This window comes from Tumebacillus sp. BK434 (assembly GCF_004340785.1).
Taxonomy (GTDB): Bacteria; Bacillota; Bacilli; order Tumebacillales; family Tumebacillaceae; genus Tumebacillus_A.
Map to the genome: position 1 here is coordinate 349,252 of NZ_SLXS01000003.1, position 19,914 is coordinate 369,165.

The 19,914-nt window shown below is 56.0% G+C and carries 17 protein-coding genes; 3 read left to right on the top strand and 14 right to left on the bottom strand.

The genetic code is table 11. The features are described from left to right. Positions 1–101: 101 nt before the first annotated feature. The 13 genes from cls to EV586_RS10050 form a co-directional block, all read right to left on the bottom strand. Positions 102–1,580, bottom strand: coding sequence for a cardiolipin synthase (cls, locus tag EV586_RS09990; RefSeq protein WP_207893884.1), 1,479 nt, complete (start codon positions 1,578–1,580; stop codon positions 102–104). A 33-nt stretch (positions 1,581–1,613) separates the two neighbouring features. Then, complete coding sequence (locus EV586_RS09995; RefSeq protein ID WP_132944952.1) at positions 1,614–1,832, bottom strand: hypothetical protein; 219 nt, start codon at positions 1,830–1,832, stop codon at positions 1,614–1,616. An 84-nt stretch (positions 1,833–1,916) separates the two neighbouring features. Continuing rightward, positions 1,917–2,882: a hypothetical protein gene (locus EV586_RS10000; RefSeq protein ID WP_132944953.1), complete on the bottom strand. Its 966-nt coding sequence runs from the start codon at positions 2,880–2,882 to the stop codon at positions 1,917–1,919. Next, complete coding sequence (locus EV586_RS10005) at positions 2,879–3,844, bottom strand: hypothetical protein (RefSeq protein ID WP_132944954.1); 966 nt, start codon at positions 3,842–3,844, stop codon at positions 2,879–2,881. The genes EV586_RS10000 and EV586_RS10005 overlap by 4 nt, the downstream gene beginning before the upstream one ends. A gap of 146 nt (positions 3,845–3,990) precedes the next feature. Next, positions 3,991–5,763: an ABC transporter ATP-binding protein gene (locus EV586_RS10010; protein ID WP_132944955.1), complete on the bottom strand. Its 1,773-nt coding sequence runs from the start codon at positions 5,761–5,763 to the stop codon at positions 3,991–3,993. Next, a complete protein-coding gene (locus tag EV586_RS10015; RefSeq protein WP_243653000.1) occupies positions 5,760–7,499 on the bottom strand; it encodes an ABC transporter ATP-binding protein in 1,740 nt (579 codons plus the stop codon). Before EV586_RS10015 ends, EV586_RS10010 begins: the two co-directional genes overlap by 4 nt. A gap of 288 nt (positions 7,500–7,787) precedes the next feature. Continuing rightward, complete coding sequence (locus EV586_RS10020) at positions 7,788–8,420, bottom strand: hypothetical protein (protein ID WP_132944956.1); 633 nt, start codon at positions 8,418–8,420, stop codon at positions 7,788–7,790. Between the two features lie 24 nt (positions 8,421–8,444). After that, positions 8,445–9,389, bottom strand: a complete 945-nt coding sequence (gene cyoE / locus EV586_RS10025) for a heme o synthase (RefSeq protein WP_243653001.1) — start codon at positions 9,387–9,389, stop codon at positions 8,445–8,447. A 282-nt stretch (positions 9,390–9,671) separates the two neighbouring features. After that, positions 9,672–11,303, bottom strand: a complete 1,632-nt coding sequence (ctaD, locus tag EV586_RS10030) for a cytochrome c oxidase subunit I (RefSeq protein WP_243653002.1) — start codon at positions 11,301–11,303, stop codon at positions 9,672–9,674. Positions 11,304–11,334: 31 nt separating this feature from the next. Then, entirely contained in the window at positions 11,335–12,270 is a 936-nt protein-coding gene (coxB, locus tag EV586_RS10035; protein WP_132944959.1) for a cytochrome c oxidase subunit II, read from the bottom strand. 366 nt (positions 12,271–12,636) lie between these two features. After that, positions 12,637–13,785: a THUMP domain-containing class I SAM-dependent RNA methyltransferase gene (locus tag EV586_RS10040; protein WP_132944960.1), complete on the bottom strand. Its 1,149-nt coding sequence runs from the start codon at positions 13,783–13,785 to the stop codon at positions 12,637–12,639. Between the two features lie 86 nt (positions 13,786–13,871). After that, on the bottom strand, positions 13,872–14,348 hold the full coding sequence (locus EV586_RS10045) for a hypothetical protein (protein ID WP_132944961.1): 477 nt from the start codon (positions 14,346–14,348) through the stop codon (positions 13,872–13,874). A gap of 105 nt (positions 14,349–14,453) precedes the next feature. Beyond that, positions 14,454–16,217: an aromatic amino acid hydroxylase gene (locus tag EV586_RS10050; protein WP_243653003.1), complete on the bottom strand. Its 1,764-nt coding sequence runs from the start codon at positions 16,215–16,217 to the stop codon at positions 14,454–14,456. A gap of 204 nt (positions 16,218–16,421) precedes the next feature. On the opposite strand from EV586_RS10050, the gene hemQ reads away from it, so the two are divergent. After that, complete coding sequence (hemQ, locus tag EV586_RS10055) at positions 16,422–17,174, top strand: hydrogen peroxide-dependent heme synthase (RefSeq protein WP_132944962.1); 753 nt, start codon at positions 16,422–16,424, stop codon at positions 17,172–17,174. A 181-nt stretch (positions 17,175–17,355) separates the two neighbouring features. Further along, positions 17,356–17,577, top strand: coding sequence for a spore germination protein (locus tag EV586_RS10060; RefSeq protein WP_132945288.1), 222 nt, complete (start codon positions 17,356–17,358; stop codon positions 17,575–17,577). 192 nt (positions 17,578–17,769) lie between these two features. Here EV586_RS10060 and pdxR read toward each other — a convergent pair whose 3' ends face one another. Next, complete coding sequence (pdxR, locus tag EV586_RS10065; RefSeq protein WP_132944963.1) at positions 17,770–19,149, bottom strand: MocR-like pyridoxine biosynthesis transcription factor PdxR; 1,380 nt, start codon at positions 19,147–19,149, stop codon at positions 17,770–17,772. Positions 19,150–19,273: 124 nt separating this feature from the next. Here pdxR and EV586_RS10070 point away from each other — a divergent pair, with 124 nt between their 5' ends. Further along, positions 19,274–19,891: an FMN-binding negative transcriptional regulator gene (locus EV586_RS10070; protein ID WP_132944964.1), complete on the top strand. Its 618-nt coding sequence runs from the start codon at positions 19,274–19,276 to the stop codon at positions 19,889–19,891. The last annotated feature ends 23 nt before the right edge of the window (positions 19,892–19,914 follow it).

Sequence of the window (19,914 nt, forward strand, 5' to 3'; positions counted from 1 at the left end):
CCTAGACCTCCTCGGGAAGGTTGTTGTCGATTCTCCACGACTCCCATTCCAAGGTATTACAGGGTCTAGGCAATGGTTCATCAACTTTGCAATTTGGGCTTTTACAACAGCGGAGACAACAGCCGCGCCCCCGACTCCCGCAATTTATCCTTCAGCGGACGTTTCTTGTAGACCTCGCGATCCACCCGCACGCTGTCCTGCAGATCCTGCTGGAAATCCCGTTCCAGCCGCTCGGCGAACTCCTTGTTGTAGAGAAACGCACCGATCTCAAAGTTCAGCAGGAAACTGCGGATATCAAAATTTGCCGAGCCCAGCGACGCCACTTCGTCGTCGATGATCAGCACCTTCGTGTGCAAGATGCCCTTTTGGTACTGATAGATCTTCACCCCGGCTTCGAGCAGCTCCGAAAAATACGACCGCGACGCCCAGTAGGTGACCTGGTACTCCGACACCCCCTGCAAGAGCAGGCGCACATCCACACCGCTCAGCGCCGCCATCTTGAGCGCCATGATCAGGCTGTCATCCGGGATAAAATACGCGGTCTGCAGATAGATCCGCTTCTCGGCCGTCGCACAGGCCGTAAAGAACATCTGCCGGATCGAATCGAACTCCGCATCGGGGCCGCTCGGCACGATCTGCACCAGCATGTTCCCGACCGGCTCCGGCTGCGGATAATACTTGTCGGCGGTGATCTTTTGTCTCGTCACAAAATACCAGTCGTTCAGAAACGTCTTCTGCATCAATTGCACGCTGTCGCCGCGCACCAGGAGGTGCGTATCGCGCCAGAAGCCGAGTTTAGGGTCGCGCGACAGATACTCATCGCCGATGTTCATCCCGCCGAGCAGCCCGACCTGGCCGTCAACGACGACGATTTTGCGATGATTGCGGAAGTTCAGGCGGCTGCTCAGAAATGGAAAGCGCACCGGAAAAAACACCGCCACGTCGATTCCCGCATCGCGCATCTCCTGAAAAAACCGCTTTGACGTCTTGTGCGAGCCCAGACCGTCCACCATCACCCGCACCTCGACGCCTTGCCGCTTTTTGCGCAGCAAGAGCTGCTGCGTGTCCCGCCCGATCTGATCATCCCGAAAGATGTAGTACATCAGGTGGATGTGATCCTGCGCCTTTTCCAACTCTTCGAACAGCACCTGAAATTTCAATTTGCCGTCGGTCAGCACTTCGAAGCTGTTGTTGCTGGTCAGCGGCGACAGCGAGTTCTGCAGCGACAGGCGCACGAGCCGCTTTTTCTGCTCGACGCCGTAGCCGAACAGCACATGATCTTCGCTCAGTTGCCGGAGCTGCTTGTCCACGATCGACTCCAGCCTGCCGCCTGCCATGTGCTTGTGGCGAAACAGTTTCTCTTGGCGCGCATTGCGGCCCCCCGCCAGATAGATCAGGAAGCCGAGAATCGGAAGTAACGTGAGTACGATCAGCCAGGCCACCGTTTTCCCGGGGTTGCGGTTCTCCAGAATGATGACCGTCCCGATGAAAAGCACCTGCAAGAGCCCGATGCAAAGCAGAATCATCCAGAAGATCGTCTTCACCACCCTTGCGATTCGCTGTCCCTCTAGTATGTGCAAAAAAAGGCACCTCCATGTTAGGAGGTGCCTTTTTTAGCAGTACACGTCAATCCGCTGCCCGACCGCCGTATGGCTGCGCTGCTCCGTGGCAGAAGCAGCGACGATCGTCTCTTTAGTCTCATGCTGCACCACTCTCGAGCCATTGGACAGCGTCGTGTGAAACGCAAAATCATGTTGCACGTACTTGACAGGCTGCCGTTGCATCGACATCTGTTGATGTTGCGAAGAAGAACCCCCGATCCCCTCTACCACGACCACTACCTCCTTAGGTAAATTCATAATGTTATGAATATCTTAACATAGGAGGGGCAGTTTGAACCAGAGATAAGTTTCGACTTATTGCAACACGACCGGCTTCTGCGCCACGCCAAGCTCGCGCATACGGCTGTCGACCAGCGACTGCACCCGTCCGTCCAGCTCTTCATAATACTGATGCGCCGGCAGCGACAGCAGTTCCAGCGTGTCGTCGTACAGCGCCCAGATCAGCCAATCCAGCTGCTGCAGCACCTTGTCGCCTTCGAGCAGCCGGAAGCGCACCAGGCAATGGGCATCCGGAACATGCTCCGGCTCGCCTTCGATCGTGTCGGACAGCTCGACCGACACGGCGAGGCCTTCGCCTGCCAGCTCGGTGCTAAAGCCTGCCGCCACGTCCTGCGCGATCGCAAACACATGCTCCTCGGCCGCCCGAAGCGTTGCTTCCGGCACTTCGCCTTGCCGGATCACGTCATAGGCGTTCAACTTGGGGATGCCGAGCTGGTTCAGCGTCTTCTCGATCATTTCGCGGTGCGCCCCGTACAATTGCTCGACATGTCCGATCGGGCGCAGCGCGAGCATCACATGCCCGCGAAAGACAGAATAACCGAAACAGTCCTTCCAGTCGATGCGCGTCTGGAACGGCCCTTGCGTGAGCAGACCGACACGCGGTGCAAACATTGTCACGCCGTCGCGGTCGAACAGGACCGCTTCCTCGCGCCGCGTGCGGCTCTTGAAGTAGAACGGCCACAACACGCAGACGGTCACCAGCCCGATCAGCATCCCGGCGAACAACGCTTCGACATCGCTGATCTCGAGCAGTTTCTCCCGCGTGATCACCCGCACAGCGGAGATGACGAGCAGTGAGATCGCCAGCGGCACCATGTATTTGTAAAACGTCATCTTCTCCTCAGCCCCGGTCTGCACATCGACCCGCTGCAGCACTTCATGCTGCCGGCAGTGGCGGCGGATCAGATACGCCCGGACCGGCACGTTCAAGCCGTACAAAGCCATCCAGATGCCAAAGACGAGCCAAAATCCGGCCATCATGATACGACCACCTCTCTCGCCTTCTCCGCATCGCGCAGCGTCATCTTCAGCCACTCCTGCAGCCGGTCGACCAGTTCCTGCCCGCCGGTGCCGAGCAGATAGCCGACGCTGCCGGTCGAATGCCAGAGCGGGAACGATCCGCCGGCGACCTTTTCGGAGGAGTCGGCATCGACGAGGTTCAGTTGCAGCCACGAGCGCGCCTGCTCTTCGAACAGCCGGTCGCCCGGCATGTTGCGCATCACGCCAAACTCCGGACGCAGGTTCATGCTCCGCAGCTCCTCATGGAACAGGTCGAGCAGATCCCAGCCCAGATCGTTGATCTCATCTTCCAGCGCGTAAAACTTCTCTTCATCGACCTGCGCCACCCACAGGCGGTCGCTCAACTCCAGGCGCGGCACGCCAAGCTCGAACAGCACCGCTTTCACCCGCTCGTAGTCGAGCGCCCGATATTCGACCTGCAAGGCGATCCCGCCGTCCTGACCTGCAAACTGCAGGAAGCTCCCGTCGATCTTGTAGCCGGTGATGACGTCCCACGACGCGGACAGCAGCTCCGCCTTGTTCCACATCGGCCGGCCCAGATTTTCCGGGAACAGGTAGACGCCCTGCTCGCTCAGTACATACTGCTGCAGCTTCTGATACGGGCGGCTGCGATGATACTGGCAGGTCAACGCCCCGATATATACAAAACAGCCGATTACCAAAAGCGCGCTTTCCACCTGCAAGATCCAGAGCAGCACAAACGCAGCTGTCCACAGCACCGCACCCCAGTGGTTGGAGCCGATGCGGTAGCCGTGCAGCTCCGTGTTGACGTCGGAAGCATACACCACGCGCTCGCGTGCGCCGATCTGCCGCTTCTGCCTTCTGCGCTGGAGCGGCAGCCAGCCATAAGCTGCCGTGCCAGCCAGATAGCCCAGAACGCCTGCGATGAAAAGCGCCTTCCAGATTGCCACCCAATCGGTCATCTGTCAGACCACCTCTTTCAAGCATTGCAAATACTCAACATACTAGACTTTCAGTATAACAGAAGACAAATGATAACTGACCACCAAATTCCTGCCATTCTGCGCATAGAAAAGGCCGCCCGATGCCGGGCGGCCTTTTTCTGTGCTTATCCTGCCAGATTCTCTCCGATGTCCGCTTCCCGCTTGAACAGGCGGGCATAGACCCCTTCCTGCTGCAACAGCTCATCATGCGTGCCTTGCTCGACGACGCGGCCGTGCTCCAGCACGACGATGCGGTCTGCAGTCAGCACGGTGGACAGGCGGTGCGCGATGACCAGCACCGTCTGCTGACGGCGGCGCTTGGTGATCGCCGCATTGACCAGCACTTCGGTGATCGGGTCCAGCGCCGAGCTCGCTTCGTCGAGCACGAGGATCGGCGTGTCGGCGACCAGGGCGCGGGCCAGCGACAGGCGCTGTTTCTGCCCGCCGGACAACAGGTTGCCCCGCTCGCCGACCGGGGAGTTCAGCCCGTTTGGCAAGCTGTCGTAAAACTCCTGCAGCCCGCTGTCAGCGATCGCCTGCAGCAACACTTCGTCGCTGGCGCTTACGTTTCCGAGGCGCAAGTTGTCGGCCAGCGTCCCGTTGCGCAGCTGCACATCCTGCGACACCACGGCGACCTGTTTGCGCAGCCAGCGGGCGTCGAGGTCGGACAGCAGCTTGCCATCGAGGAAGATCTGCCCCGCGTCCGGCTCATACAGCCGCAAGAGCAGATCGACCACGGTCGACTTGCCCGAGCCGCTCGGTCCGACCAGCGCCACCGCTTCGCCGCGCGAGATCGCGAAGGACAGCTCCTGAATCACGCGGTCCGCTTTGCCCGGATAGCCAAATGCCACACCGTCGAGAACTACGTCACCTTTGACCTCATTAAAGGTCAGACCATTGCTGATTTCTGCCGGGGATGCCGGTTCGGACAGCAGGATCTCCGAGCGGTCGAGCGCAGGTCCGGTGCGGCGCACCGACAGCCAGTGGCGCAGCATGCGCTGCAATTGGTTCGCCGCGACGCCGACGAGGGTAGCGGCGGCGAGCATCTCGCCTTGGGTCAGTTTCTGGTCCCAGATCAGCCAAGCGGAGATCGCATAGACGGCACCCATCGCCACGCCGTTAAACGAGCCGATCACCACAAAAGACTGCATGCGCGCTTTCAGCTCGCGGTGGCTCTCGCGGATGAAGTCTTTGCGAATCGCCGCCACCGTCTCGATCTCCGACTCCGCCACGCCGAGCACGCGCGACAGGTGAATGCCGGTCACCGACTCGCGCAGCCGCTCCAGATAGCGCGACGCTTCCCGTCTGGCGTTTGCGGAGGCGGTCCGCGTCCGCGCCCCGACGAGATTGGAGCCGTAGTAGAAGATCACGCCCAGCACCAGTGAGGTCACCATCAGCAGCGGATCGATCCACGCCAGCACCGCCGAGTAGATCACCACGCCCTGCACCGACGCCATCAGCGACGACCCTTCCCAGGCGAGGAAGTTGTGCAGCGTATCCGGGTCATCCGACACGCGGGCGAGCAGTTCCCCGGACTGGTTGCGGTGGTAGAAGCTGAACGGCAGCACCTGCAGGTGGCGGAACAGGCGCAGCTTCTGCTGAATCGTCACCCCTTTGGCGACCGCGTGGCAGAAGTACTCGTCGATCACCATAAACACCAGGTCGAGCACCGCCGCCACGACGAGCAGAATCGCCAAGCCCCACAGCAGGCTGCTGTTCCCGGTATCGGGCAAAATCGAATCGACCAGCCACGTCATCGCCAGCGCCGGAATCAAATCGCCGCAGACCTGGCTCAGCGCGATGACCAGCGAATCCGCCCCGACCCACTTCAGGTAGGGCCGCAAAAACGCGAGCACGCGCTTGCCGTCGCTTGGTTTTTTCACCGTTGCCTGACTCATACGACCCCCTCCTTCTCCAGTTCGCTGTACTGCGCCGCATACAGGCGGCAGTACTGCCCTTGCATTTTCAACAGCTCTTCATGTGTGCCGCGCTCAGCGACGACGCCGTGGTCGAGCACGAGGATCTCATCGGCGTCGCGCACGGTGACGAGGCGGTGCGCGATCGTGATCGTCGTGCGCCCTGGCATCAGCTGTTCCAGCGCTTCCTGCACCCGCTCTTCCGTCTCGCCGTCGAGCGACGAGGTCGCTTCGTCGAAGATCAGCACCGGCGGTCGGCGCAAGATCGCCCTGGCCAGCGCCACGCGCTGACGCTGCCCGCCGGACAGCTTCAAGCCGCGCTCGCCGACGACCGTTTCGTAGCCATCTTCCAGACTGTCGAGAAACTCGCCGAGCCCCGATGCCGTCACCGCCGCGTCCAGTTCTGCCTGCGACGCATCCGGGCGCGCATAGAGCAGGTTGTGCCGCAAAGTGCTGTTCAACAGGAACGTCTCCTGCGACACGACGCCGACCTGCTGACGGAACGAGTTGCGGTCGTGCGTGTTCAGGTCCTTGCCGTCGACGCGCACCGTGCCCTGCTCCGGCGTGTACAGACCGAGCAGCAGTTGGATCAGCGTCGATTTCCCGCCGCCGGACGCGCCGACGATGCCGATGTGCTGCCCGGCTCGCACATGCAGCGAGACCCCGCGCAGCACCGGCTCTTCCGCGCCCGGATAGGTGAACCAGATGTCCTCCATCTCCAAGTCGCCTTGTACGGTGCCGACAGCCGGCAAGCCTTCCGCCTGCTCTTCCGGCAGATGAAAGTATTCAAAAATGCGCTGCAGCGCCGGAATCGCCTGCTGAATCATCAAAGCGTTTTCCGCCAAAGAGCGAATCGGCAAAAACATCGCCGGAATAAATCCGATGCAGGCGACCAGCGTCCCGATCGTGATCTCCTGTTGCCAGACGGCCATCCCGCCGATCAGCATCACCACGCCGGGCGACGCGACTTGCATCATGTTGCCGAGGCGCCAGTTCACTTTCGAGATCAGCGCGGCGTAGATCGCAAACTTCTTCCATGCGTCGAGCTTGACCGACTGCGTCTGTGTCTCGCGCTCCTCGGTGACAAACGTGCGCACGAGGCGGATCGACTCGATGCTCTCCTGCATGTGTGCATAGAGGTCGGCGAGCATGTTGCGCTGCACCTCGCTCAGCTTGCGCACCTTGCGCCCGAGCAGATAAGACGGGCCAAGGTAGATCACAAACACCGCGAGCATCACCACCGCCGCCGGCCAATAGATCGCGATGACCGCGATAAACGCGGCGATCGCCCCTAACAACTGCTGCAAAAAGCGCGGGATGACCGTCGAGTTCAGGTTCTGAATCGCTTCCACGTCATGGGTCAGGCGAAACAGAATGTCCCCGCGCGGCGTGGTGGCGAACATCGACATCGGTGCGCGATGCAGCTTGCGAAATGCGGTCAACTGCATGTCGGTGATGATGTCGAGACCGATTTTAACCTGCACAAACTCTTGCAAAGATTCAAACATTACTTTGCCTAAAAAGGCGAAAAAGACGGCTGCGACCAGCCAGCCGATCATATTTGTCAGCTGCAAAGGCAAGACCTGATCGACCAATTTGCCTAACAAAAGCGGTGGAACCGTCGCAAACGCGCCCCCTAACACCGCATACAAGAGCACTAGCAACATCCTGCCCTTATACGGTCCAAACAGCGCGATCGTCTGCCGAAATAAGCCCACTTCCAGTTCCCCCTTCAAAAAAGATTTCTCTCAAATATACTTCTGACCTGATGGGATTGGAAGCTCTTTTCCAAAAGTTCGATTATTCAGTTTTTATAGATGGATTAGAAAACGTTTACATTCAACATAAAAAAATCTCTCCCCATGCGGGGAGAGATCTTCGTCCAGGTGGTGCTACTTCTTTTGCGTAAAGGAGGCAGTGTAATAAAACATACCGCAGATCAACGCTACGAATACGAAAGCACCAGCAGCAAATCCGAGCAGAGCCATTACTGTTATACCTCCTTGTTATTTAACAAGTTCCATGATACGAGTACCGCACCAATTTGCGAACTCGCCAACGGACATCATGTCGGTGATCACCAGCGTCAGAACGCCGGCCATTACGGTGTACAGGAACACAGACAGTGCAGCCGGAACCAGACGGTTCAGCGCTTTGGTGTTGCGCTCGCTGTAGAACTTGCCGATCGCCATCATGAAGCCGATGCAGACGAGCGCCAGCGCGAATTGCAGGAAGTAGATCGACATGTGCGTCGTCCATGCATGCGCGCCCAGCCCGTGTACATACGACATCAGCCAGAGCTGCATCGCAGCATAGCCGGTGATCGCCAGGGTCGCCAACACCATCATGGCGTTGAACTTGCCCATCGCTTTCGTGCGGAAGAAGTTAGCCGCCAACAGGACCAGGAAACCTGCAACCAGCAGGAAGATGGTCGTAAACGCCGGAAGGTTCGCGTTTGCACCGAAGTCCACATTGAACTTATCCGGTGCCCAGCCGCGCAGGTACACGTTCGCAGCAACGAAAGTGCCGATGAAGAACGTGAATGCGATCAGGGACAGCCAAGTCGCAAATACGCCGTTGTCTTTAATGCCTGTGCCTTCGCGATGCGGCACCCAATCGGGAGCGTGATGTGCAGACATCTTCGTTCCTCCTTTTCTTCGAGATTACAGATACGGTTCTACGATCATCACGATGCTCAGCACCGTGAGATAGATCAGAGAATATACAAACGAAATGCGCGACCATTTGATCGTGTCTTTTGCAACAAAACCAGCGATCGACAGCCCCAACCAGCCGAAGCCGAGAATCAGCGAAGCGATCAGGTAGGTGTAGCCCATGTTCGGGATCAGGTACATCAGGAACGATACCGGCACCATCGCCGAAACATAGCGGATCATGTGACGCTTGGTCACATCGAAGCCTTTGACGACCGGAAGCAGCGGAATGCCCGCTTTCCCGTAATCTTCCGCACGGCGGATCGCCAGCGCCAGGAAGTGCGGCGGCTGCCAGAGGAACATCCACAGGAAGAGCATCCAAGCGCCAAAGTCCATCGTCCCGCTGAACGCGGTCCAGCCCATCACGATCGGCACGGCACCGGAGATGCCGCCCCAGACGGTGGATGTGGTGGACGAGCGCTTCAGCCACATCGTGTACATGACAACATATACGAACAGACCGATCAGACCCAGGAACGCCGTCAGTGCATTGACGAGGAACGTCAAGATCAGCGTGCCGACCAGCGCGAACCCCACGCCCAGCCAGAGAACGTGAGTAGCGTTCAGGCGACCGCTCGGCAACGCGCGCTTTTGCGTGCGCTCCATGTTTTTATCCAAGTCACGGTCGATATAGTTGTTCAAGCAAGTGCCGGCCATGATCACCAACGCTGTACCGATCAGCGTGTAGAAAATCAGGTCGCCTGCGGCTTGGCCGTCCGAAGCCAGCCAAAGGCCGGCAAAGACGGTCATCATGTTCGCAAGGGTGATCCCGATTTTTGTTACCGTCACAAAGTCACGCCAGGTGCCGGTCGGAGTTTCCGACAGCGGTCCCGGTTCCATGACCGGATTCGAGACGCGAGAAGCGGTCGAAGAAGATTGTACAGTCTGTTCCAAAGTAATACCCCTCCCAGCAAGATTCTAGAGATCTCTCTCTGTTACAGATGACCAGAAGGAGCCGGAACGACCAGGACCCACTCCCTGATCTTGAATGCCGAACAGGAAACGATGTGACGCTCGTACTGCTTGAGTGTCAGCAAGCGGGACCAACCGGCCGTGCTCCATCAGGAGTCATCATCGACAAGTGCGACTGAACGAAACGACAGTTGACCACCATGACTACTCCTTCCGCGAGTTGCCAGTATTCCACCGCTTGTGACCTCGAAATCGTTGCGACGATTATGCGGTTACACCGTCATCGTCGAGCGATTTGCCGTCTTTTTGCTCACCGAATTGGTACGGGTCGGCAGTAACGACCGGCATCGCTTCGAAGTTGAATTCGGTCGGCGGCGAAGAAGCATGCGTCCACTCGAGCGTTTGAGCGCCGAACGGGTTTTGCGAAGCTTTTTCACCCTTGAAGAGCGAGTAGGCAAGGTTAATGAACAGCAGGAGCGCAGCGACACCCATGAGGTAGGAACCAAGGGTTGCCAACTGGTTCAGCGTTGTCAGCTCAGGCTGGTAGAAGAATACGCGGCGCGGCATACCTGCCATACCGATGAAGTGCATCGGGAAGAAGGTCAGGTTGGTCGCGATGAAGTACAGCCAGAATCCGACTTGGCCAAATTTTTCATTGTACATGCGGCCGGTTACTTTCGGGAACCAGTAGAACATACCCGCAAGGATCGCCGTCATGGATCCACCTAAGATTACGTAGTGGAAGTGAGCGATAACAAAGTAGGTGTCGTGCAGGTGAAGGTCAACCGGAACCGCACCCAGCATGATACCGCCCAGACCGCCGATGGTGAACAGGCCGAGGAAGCCCAAGGACACGAACAGCATCGGGGTGGTGAACTTGATCTGGCCGCCCCAGAGGGTCGCGAGCCAGTTAAAGATCTTGATCGAGGTCGGCACCGCGATGATCATGGAGGTGATCATGAACGGGATACCTTCCGACATTTGCATACCTGCTACGAACATGTGGTGAGCCCATACCATGAAGCCAAGGAAACCGATCATGATCGAAGAGTAAGCGATCGCTTTATAACCGAAGATCGGCTTGCGAGCGAAGACCGGCAGGATCTCGGAAACGATACCCATCGCCGGGATGATCATAACGTATACAGCCGGGTGCGAGTAGAACCAGAACAGATGCTGATACATCATCGGGTCCCCGCCCTCAGCTACGTTATAGAAGACCGTGCCAAAGTGACGGTCGAGCAGCAGCGTGGTGACTGCGCCCGCCAGCGCCGGAGTACCGAACAGCTGGATGAAAGAAGTGACAAGGTTCGCCCACACGAAGAGCGGCATGCGGTTGAAGGTCATGCCTTCCGTGCGCATGTTCCAAGTGGTGACGATAAAGTTGATCGCTGCGAGGATCGAAGAGAGACCCAAAATGTGGACCGCCGTGACCCAGAAGTCCAGACCGGCACCTTGAGATTCGATCGAGTACGGCGGATACGCCGTCCAGCCTACATCCGGAACTGCTCCCACAAAGAAGGAAGCGAACAGAACCAGGCCGCCCAGCAGGAACAGCCAGTAGGACAGTGCGTTCATACGCGGGAACGCCATGTCGTGTGCACCGATCATAATCGGCACGAGATAGTTACCAAAAGCACCGGTGAGCATCGGAATGATCCACAGGAAGATCATGATGGTACCGTGCACGGTGAACGCTTGGTTAAATTGCTGCGGCTCGAGTACCTGAGTGTCAGGCATCGCGAGCTGCGTACGGATCAGGATCGCCGCCAGACCGCCAAAGAAGAAGAAGATAATCGAGGTGAGGGCGTACATAATCCCGATCTTCTTGTGGTCAACGGTTAGAATCCAATCGCGGAAGAAAGACTTGCGCTTTACATCTCCCGTCGCTGCCAACGTTTCCACCCCCATCGTAAGTCAGATAGTGTTACTTCAGAGATTTGATATACTCTACAACGTTCTTCATTGCATCCGGCTCCAATTGGAACGCCGGCATCATACCGGAGTTGAAACCTTCCGGAGTTTTTGCGTCCGGAGTCATGATCGCTTCTTCCAGGTATTTTTCGTCGACCGTGACTTCTTGGCCGTTTACGATTTGTTTTTTGCCGAAAAGACCTTTCCAGGTCGGACCTGCGGACTTGCCGCCGTCGATGGTGTGGCAAGAGGTGCAGCCGTTCGATTGAATGACGTATTGCGCATCAGTCTTCGGACGGGTCAGCTCTTTATCCACCCATGCGGTGAACTCGTCAGCCGGCATGATCTGCAGGTCTGCGAGCATGTTGGAGTGCTGGTTGCCGCAGTATTCCGCGCAGATGATGCGCTTTTCGTATTTGTTCTCCGCGTTGTTAAACGTTTCCGCTTTTACCCAGAAACGGGTCTCGCGGCCAGGCACCGCGTCTTGCTTGACGCGGAATTCCGGAATCCAGAACGAGTGGATGACGTCCTTGGAGTAGATCTTAAACAGGACGTTCTCGTTTTCCGGGATGCGAAGTTCGCCGTAAGTTTTTGCACCGTTCGGGTACTCAAACTCCCATGCCCACTTCATGCCCGTGACCTTAATTTCGTACACGTCGGTCGGCGGCTCTTGAATGGTATAGACCATACCACTCGAGTAGATACCGATACCGACCAGGATCAGCGCGGGAATCATTGTCCAGATGACTTCAGCCTTGGTATTGCCGTGAATCGCCAGACCTTGCTTATCCGGATGCTTTCTCTTGTACCGAATAAGGAAGATAACCAGGAGCGCTTCTACCAAGATGAACGCAACGAGGGAAATCCAGAAGATCATCCCAAACAGACCGTCGATGTCTTTCGCCGTCTGCGTTATGGCCTCTGGAAGATAAAAGTTACTCAGTCCCACTTGTCCTCCTCCTATCTGTGAAATTTCGATAAGTGCTGCGGAAGAAGCTGTGCATTCTCCCTGTTTTCACGCCAAAGACATGCCGTTCGACGTGTTCAGACAGCATTCTACTTCTCGATTATACTAGTTCTTCCCGCGTTCATGTTTTCTTTTTTATGTCCATTTTGGTCATTTTCTTGACAAAAATGTGACTGACCACACTGAATCTTCGTTTTTTGACGACACAGTGTGATTCTCAGAGGAGAAAAAGCCTTGCCCGCGCAGGAAAAACCAACCGTAAATCTACTGACAGAGAACGCAGATTCCACAGACTCGCCTCCCATTGTACACCAAAAAGACCCCTTGCAAACAAGGGGCCTTTTTTTGCTAGTCTTGGTCTCTTTTGCGCGGAGGCAGCGGACCTAAGTACTGGTACAGGTCACACTCGATGCGGCCGTTGAACAGCTTGCGTTTTTTATCGGCGCGTTTGCCGTAGAACTTCTCGAAGCTCTTGTTCGACGTCAGCATGAACACCGACCACGTGTCGAGTTGCTTGGCGACGACGCCGAGCTCCTGGTACATCGCTTCGACTTCACGGCGCTCGCCGAGGCGCTCGCCGTATGGCGGGTTGCCGATCATCACGCCGTATTGCGCTTCCGTCTTCAGCGCTTTGACAGGCAGGTTCTTCAGGCGGATCGCATCGGACACTTTCGCCTGCCGGATGTGGTAGTTGGCGAGCGACAGCACTTCCGGATCGATGTCCGAGCCGATGATCTCCAACGGCCGGTCCATCTGGGCAAGATCTTTCGCCTCTGCGCGCGCCTGGTCCCAGATCCGCTGCGGCACGACCGGCCAATTCGAGGCGGTGAAGTCGCGGAACAGGCCCGGCGCGATGTTGCGGCCGATCAGCGCCGCCTCGATCGGGATCGTGCCCGAACCGCAGAACGGGTCGATCAGCGGGCGGTCCGGCTTCCAGCGCGTCAGGTCGACGATCGCTGCGGCCAGCGTCTCTTTCAGCGGCGCCTGTGCGGTCAGCTGACGGTAGCCGCGCTTGTGCAGCCCGGCGCCCGAAGTGTCGAGCGTGATCGTCGCAATGTCTTTGTTTAAGGCGACCTGAATGCGGTAGAGCGGGCCGTTTTCATCGAACCATTCGATGCCGTACGCTTCTTTCATCTTCTCGACGACCGCTTTTTTGACGATGCTCTGGCAGGCCGGGACGGAGGAAAGCTGCGATTTTTGCGACTTGCCGTCCACCGGGAACTCGGCGTTTTTCGGGAGCCAATCCTGCCACGCCACCGCTTTGACGCCTTGGAACAGCTCTTCAAACGAGGTGGCTTTGAACTCGGCCATCTTGATCTGCACGCGGTCGGCGCTACGCAGCCAAATGTTGGCGCGGGCGATCGCCGACGCGTCGCCTTCCCACTCGACGCGGCCGTTTTCGGTGCGCACGTCGGTGTAGCCGAGGTTTTTCACTTCGCGGGCCACGATCGCTTCAAGTCCCATCGGAGCGGTGGCAATCAGGGTAAATTTTGACATATGTAATCCTCATCCGTTCTGAGAGTGTTGTGAATCAACGCAACCTGATGCAGGAACCTGACAAGCTGCAGGCAGGCGATGGATCGCTAGTCCATCTCGAAGAGCAGTTCCCCTTCTTTGTCATAAAAGCCTTCGCCATCCACCTGCAGGTGGCCGTCGGTCGCGTCGAGCAGATGCTCGAGCAGCTTCTCGGCGAGCTCCCAGCCCTGCTCGGTGATGTCGTCAGGGATCAGGCAGGCAAAAATCTGCTCGGTGCCCGACAAAATCTCGGCGACGGCCGCTTTGCCCGCGCCTTCGAGCGCTTGCAGGTTCTCTTGAAATTCGGCGATCTCTTCGGCCAGATCGCCGCTTTCCTCCCCGGACCGCGAGCGGTCGAGCATCAGGGACATCTTGTTCGGGTCGTACGCGAGGTGCAGCGTCTGCCAGTTCGGATCGGCAAAGCGCTCCTCTTCCTTGTCGGGGAAGGTCTCAAACGAAAAGCCTTCCTGCGCCAGGCTCTTGGTCAGTTCTTCGAGCCCGGGCGCTGTTTGCTGCTTGGTCATCACACGCAGAAAATGGGCCATTGGTGCTGCTCCTTACATCTAATAGTCGATAGTCTCTCTGCTAGTATTGCCCAATCCCAAGAAAAAGACCAGCCTGTCGGCTGGTCTTTTTGCGAAAACTTGCATCTAGCGGGCGAGCTGGACCCCGTTCTCGATCAATTCTTGGAGCCCTGCACCGGTCGCAGCCAGTTGCTCCAGATGCGCTGCGATCTGCGCTTCCCGCTCCGGCGCCAGCGCCTTCGGAGCGAGCAGTTCGAGGATCTCCACGCGCAGGAGCCAGTCGTTCGGGTAGGACTGGTCGAGGTCGCTCAAGACGCTCGCCGTCACATCGCGCACTTCGCTGTCTGCCGCCTGCGATTCGCGCAGGTCGCGGATCGTCTGGTAGAGGTCATACAGCTTCTGCTCTTCTGCCGTCACGTCATGGCGCTTGGTGTTCAGCGCCGACTTGCTGAACGTGGAAGCCGCCCAAGCTGCGCGGTCGGCCGCACCGGCATAGACGGAAGTGATCGCCGCGCCGACCGCCATGTCGAACGTGCCCCACTCCGCTTGGAACAGAACGGTGTCGCCATGGGTGACGGTGCAGTTGTCAAAGCCGATCAGCACGATCTTGCCAGCTTCGCGCTGCACGTATTTCACTTCGCCTGCCACTTGCACGCCCGAAGCAAAGACCAGCTCAGCGTGAGCGCCGACCTTCAGGCCTGCCTCATCCAGCTGTGCATCGGAGAAGTCTTCCAGCGGGGTTGCAAAACCCTGCACCCGGCCGATCGGCGAGCCGAATCCTTCGCCGTGGTATTCGAGGTCGTGGCCGTCGAGCATCTTGTTGTCCACCGACAGCATGGTCGGACCGGTCGTCTTCAGGTAGACCGCTTCACCCGCGCCATCGTATTCGAGATGCGTGAACGTGCCGCTCACCTGCAGGCCGGACGAGTAGACCGCGGTGGCGAGGTTGTCGGAGCGCACCGCTTTTTTCAGCGACGCCGTGCCGCCGACTTGGTAGGCCATCGTTTTGGCGAACGCTTTGACCGCTTCGGTCAGCTGCTCAAAGTTCTCGCAGACATACAGCTGCGGCTGCGGCTCGGTGATGTTGTAGTCTTTCGTCGAGCACGCTTCGAGGCTGAACGGCACCTTTTGCACGTGCGGACGGTACAGCGCACGGCTTTCCCCCATCGAGGAGAGCAGGCCGGCACCGTAGATCTTCGGGTCTTGAACCGAGCCGATCAGCCCGTATTCCACCGTCCACCAGTACAGCTTGGAGATGTCGCCCGCCTCGGACGACTCGGTGACGGCAGCTTCGGCCTGCGCCAGTTTATCCTCTGCCGCCTGCACCTGCTCCGCCGTCGCGCGCGGATCTTCCTTGACGATGGAGAGCAGGCGGATCGCTTCGTAGAGGTCGTGGTCTTCTTTGGAAGCGAGCGCCTTGGCGCCTATTTCGCCGAAGAACTGCAGGAATTCCGCATAGCCCGGATCATGCAGCATCGGCGCGTGACCGGCCGATTCATGGATGATGTCGGGCGCCGGGGTGTAGGCGATGTGATCGAGCGTGCGGATGTCGCCGGCGATCGGGAGCAGCCGATGCGCCTGAAAGTCAAAAAACGCAACCGGCGGAATAAAGCCGTCGATCGCCACAGCGCCCCAGCCCATCTTGCTCAGTTCAACGTTCATCTCTTCGATATTCGGAACCGACTCGGTGGACATGCCGGTTACGCGCAACCCGTCCTGATAGGAGCCATAGCCCTTCTCGGCGAGGAACGCGCAGTTTTGACGAAGCACATAGCGCCAAACAGCATGGTCGATCGGCGTATATTTTTCATAGGTTTGTTCCACGCAGAAGGGCTTGAGGTGCGGCGGAACCGATAGCAGTTTATGAGTAGTAACTGGATTGTTGCTCAATGTGAAGACCCCCTTCGAGATCAGTATACCTTTCTACTACTCTACCATACATGATGAATCGATTCGAAACAATATTCCGAACAAGAAATCTACATGAATTTGTAAAAAATCTGGCGGCGCGGATTGTTTTGAGAAAAAGCGGTTGTGGTATACTAACGGGGAAATCAAGGGTTCGTATGTACATATTGAAGGAGTTGTTTTGAAATGAGCCAAAACGAAGCATTGCTCACGCTGGAGGGCTGGTTTGCCCTGCACGATTTCCGCAAGATCGACTGGGAAGCCTGGAAGGCAGCTTCCGAAGAAGTTCGCCAGAAAGCGCTGGACGAGCTGCACGGTCTGATCAGCAAGTGGAACGACAACGAAGCGGCGCAGCAAGGCAGCACCGCCACGTACTCGATCGTCGGCCACAAGGCGGACATGGTGTTCATGTTCCTGCGTCCGTCGCTGGAAGAGCTGAACGAGATCGAGAATGAATTTAACAAAACGAGCTTCGCCGACTTCACCTACCAGGACTACTCCTATGTGTCGGTCGTCGAGCTTTCCAACTATGTGAACAACCCGGACGCCAACCCGTACGAAGACCCGCAAGTCCGCGCGCGCCTGTACCCGGCTCTGCCGAAGGCGAAGCACATCTGCTTCTACCCGATGAACAAAAAGCGCGAAGGCAACGACAACTGGTACATGCTGTCCATGGAGCAGCGCCGCGAAATGATGCGCGCCCACGGCATGATCGGCCGCAAATACGCGGGCAAGATCAAGCAGATCATCACCGGTTCTGTCGGCTTCGACGACTGGGAGTGGGGCGTGACCCTCTTCTCCGACGATTCGCTGCAGTTCAAGCACATCGTGTATGAAATGAGATTCGACGAAGTGTCCGCCCGCTTCGGCGAGTTCGGCAACTTCATGGTCGGTAACATTCTCGATGCGGAAGGCATCGAGAAGCTGTTGAAGCTGTAGGTAAACTGAAGAACCGCTTTGATGAACCCCTCATTGGATCGCCATGAGGGGTTTTTTCATATCCAGACACGACACAGCTGGCCTGCAATAGGAGCGACCTGGATCAATCCTCATGCGCGCAGAATACATAAGAAGATAGGAAATAAGCATGGTTCGTGGTCAAAAAATGGAGGTGGTGGTGGTGCCTGCGATCGTCGGAAGCTTCGTTATCAACAACAACTCATCGGGTGGGATCATAGAAGTTGGCGATACATTCTTGATTTCACCAAAAGCGACGTCAAAATTTTTTAACGGGGCAGGATCATACTTGGTTGGGAATGTCGCGATCACTGGAACGAGTGCCAACTCGACATTGGTCAATGATTCCGACGTTATTGACTCTAGTACGAATACTGGTGTTTAATTTCGCCGAAGAGTTCGACCGCTGCGGGAAGTTCGGCAACTACCTTGTCGGCAATATCTTGGATGCAGAAGGCTTCTGTAAGAGGTTGGGCGTGTCATCCCGAAGATCGCCAACTCGGTTTGAAGATACACAGGCCGTACGACTTGTTTGTTTCGGTCATGACCCTCGATGGTACGCCATTCGAGGTTTTTTTTATGACCATGCCTCTTTTAAAAGCTTCACGCCAAATTGGATTTCCTCGATCGATAAATTGCTGAACCCGATTTTAATAATTGGTTGATCGGTCCTGTTTTTCATGAAGAAACGTGAAGTAGGATAGACTCTGACCCCCTGAATGGACGCTTGTTCAATCAGCCATTCTTCGGAACGATCCAAGTGTACTTTGACTAATAAGTACAAACCAGACTGTTCACCAATTATCGATACATCTCGCTCGAAGTATCTTCTCAATTCAGAAACTAGGCACTGCATTTTTCGCTTATATACAAGACGCATGCGTTTAATATGGCGGTTCCATTCCCCTGCTTCCATAAATTTCGCCATTGCAAATTGGCTAAGTAGTGAAGTGGTACTTTCGAAATGTGCGAATTGATTTTTATAACGGTCGATCAGGGACTGCGGCAACACCATATAACTGAGACGAATTCCCGGAAGAAAGCACTTTGAGAAATTTCCCAGATAGATAACTCTCGTTGCATCGATAGAAGCGAGAGCGGGAAATGGTTGTTGGGTATAGCGAAATTCACTATCATAATCGTCTTCAATAATATATCCTTGCATCTTGTTTGCCCAATGGATCAGTGCATGCCTTTGTTGAATGGGCATGCTTACTCCGTATGGACTGTGATGGGACGGTGCCACGTAGATGAGCCGTGATTTCAGATGTTCTAAATGTGAAAAATCTGCGCCCGTCTCATACACCGGCAAAGTTTCAAGCGTAAAACTATTTAATTGAAACGCTTCCCGAGCCCCATCATAACCAGGGTCCTCCACAATCATGCCAGAAAAATCATGTTTCAGGACAAGACCGAGATACACGAGCAGTTGTTGGGTACTACTTCCGATAATGATTGCATGTGGATCTGTTCTCACCCCACGCGACTGGAGTAGATATTCTGAGATTTGTTCGCGCAGGCACAATTCACCAAAAGGTTCCCCGTACCGAAAGCTGTCCTTCCCCGTTAAGACTTGATTCGAAATCCTCCGCCATGTTTGTAAAGGGAAATGCGATTGATCGACGACGTCTGCGCGGAAATCAATGTGAACAGGTGATAGCGGCTCGATTGGCTCGTGATGAGAAGAGTTGCGACCCTCTTGAAAGCAAAGGGGCTCTACTTCATTCACAAAAAAACCCACTCGCCCTTCCCCACGAATATACCCTTCAGCAACCAGCTGCTCATAAGCCATTAATGTTGTATTGCGACTTACTTGGAGCGATTGTGCAAGATGGCGAATGGAGGGTAACGGCTCATCCACTTTTATGTCACCCTGTTCAATCAGCAATTTGAATTGCTCGTATATTTGTTTGTATTTAGGGGAGCTGTCCGTAAAAGCAAAGATAGTGGTTTTCATTTTCGTCTCCCTGACATGTGTTATTTTTCAATACTGTATCTTTTCTCATGTCAGATTGGATTATATCATACTGGGGAAGGATAGCTGCTGCATGTAAAAAATAGGATGGAGGAGGAGGTTTCAAATGTATATCCCAGAGCATTTCGTGATCAAAGAAGTAACGGCTGCCTACAATGTCATTCAGGAGAACAGTTTTGCAACGTTGTTTTCCATGCATAATGGAGTACCCTTCGCTACACATTTACCTTTGACGTTGAATAAGGACAAGACCCATTTGTACGGTCATTTTGCCCGTCCGAACCCACAGTGGAAGGATATTCAAAATCAGCAGGTCCTAACCGTTTTCCACGGTCCTCATTGTTACATCTCTCCCTCCTGGTATGAGACCAATAAAGCTGTGCCAACGTGGAATTATGTGACCGTTCATGTTTACGGAAAAGTTGAGCTACTCGAGGACGAACAAGAGCTCGTGAGTTCCTTGAACGATATGGTCTTGAAGTATGAGGCTCCTGACACTTCTTACAGATTGCAGGATGTAGATGCTGAATATTTCAGTGGGTTGAGCAAAGGTGTTCAAGGATTCAAAATCAAGATCGAGAAGATTGAGGGGAAGGCAAAACTTAGTCAAAACCATTCCTCACACAGGCAAGAGCTCGTGATCAAACAGTTGGAACAGATACCTTTTACAGACGAGCAACAAATTGCCTCTTTGATGAAAGCCAACCTTGATCAGAACGTGTAACCTTGGTTTCCCACGGCAAGGAG

Coding starts and splice junctions, on each gene's coding strand:
- EV586_RS10000 (WP_132944953.1), bottom strand. CDS start 2,882: ATGATGGCCGGATTTTGGCTCGTCTTTGGCATCTGGATGGCTTTGTAC.
- EV586_RS10005 (WP_132944954.1), bottom strand. CDS start 3,844: ATGACCGATTGGGTGGCAATCTGGAAGGCGCTTTTCATCGCAGGCGTT.
- EV586_RS10010 (WP_132944955.1), bottom strand. CDS start 5,763: ATGAGTCAGGCAACGGTGAAAAAACCAAGCGACGGCAAGCGCGTGCTC.
- EV586_RS10020 (WP_132944956.1), bottom strand. CDS start 8,420: ATGTCTGCACATCACGCTCCCGATTGGGTGCCGCATCGCGAAGGCACA.
- EV586_RS10040 (WP_132944960.1), bottom strand. CDS start 13,785: ATGTCAAAATTTACCCTGATTGCCACCGCTCCGATGGGACTTGAAGCG.
- EV586_RS10045 (WP_132944961.1), bottom strand. CDS start 14,348: ATGGCCCATTTTCTGCGTGTGATGACCAAGCAGCAAACAGCGCCCGGG.
- hemQ (WP_132944962.1), top strand. CDS start 16,422: ATGAGCCAAAACGAAGCATTGCTCACGCTGGAGGGCTGGTTTGCCCTG.
- pdxR (WP_132944963.1), bottom strand. CDS start 19,149: ATGAAAACCACTATCTTTGCTTTTACGGACAGCTCCCCTAAATACAAA.
- EV586_RS10070 (WP_132944964.1), top strand. CDS start 19,274: ATGTATATCCCAGAGCATTTCGTGATCAAAGAAGTAACGGCTGCCTAC.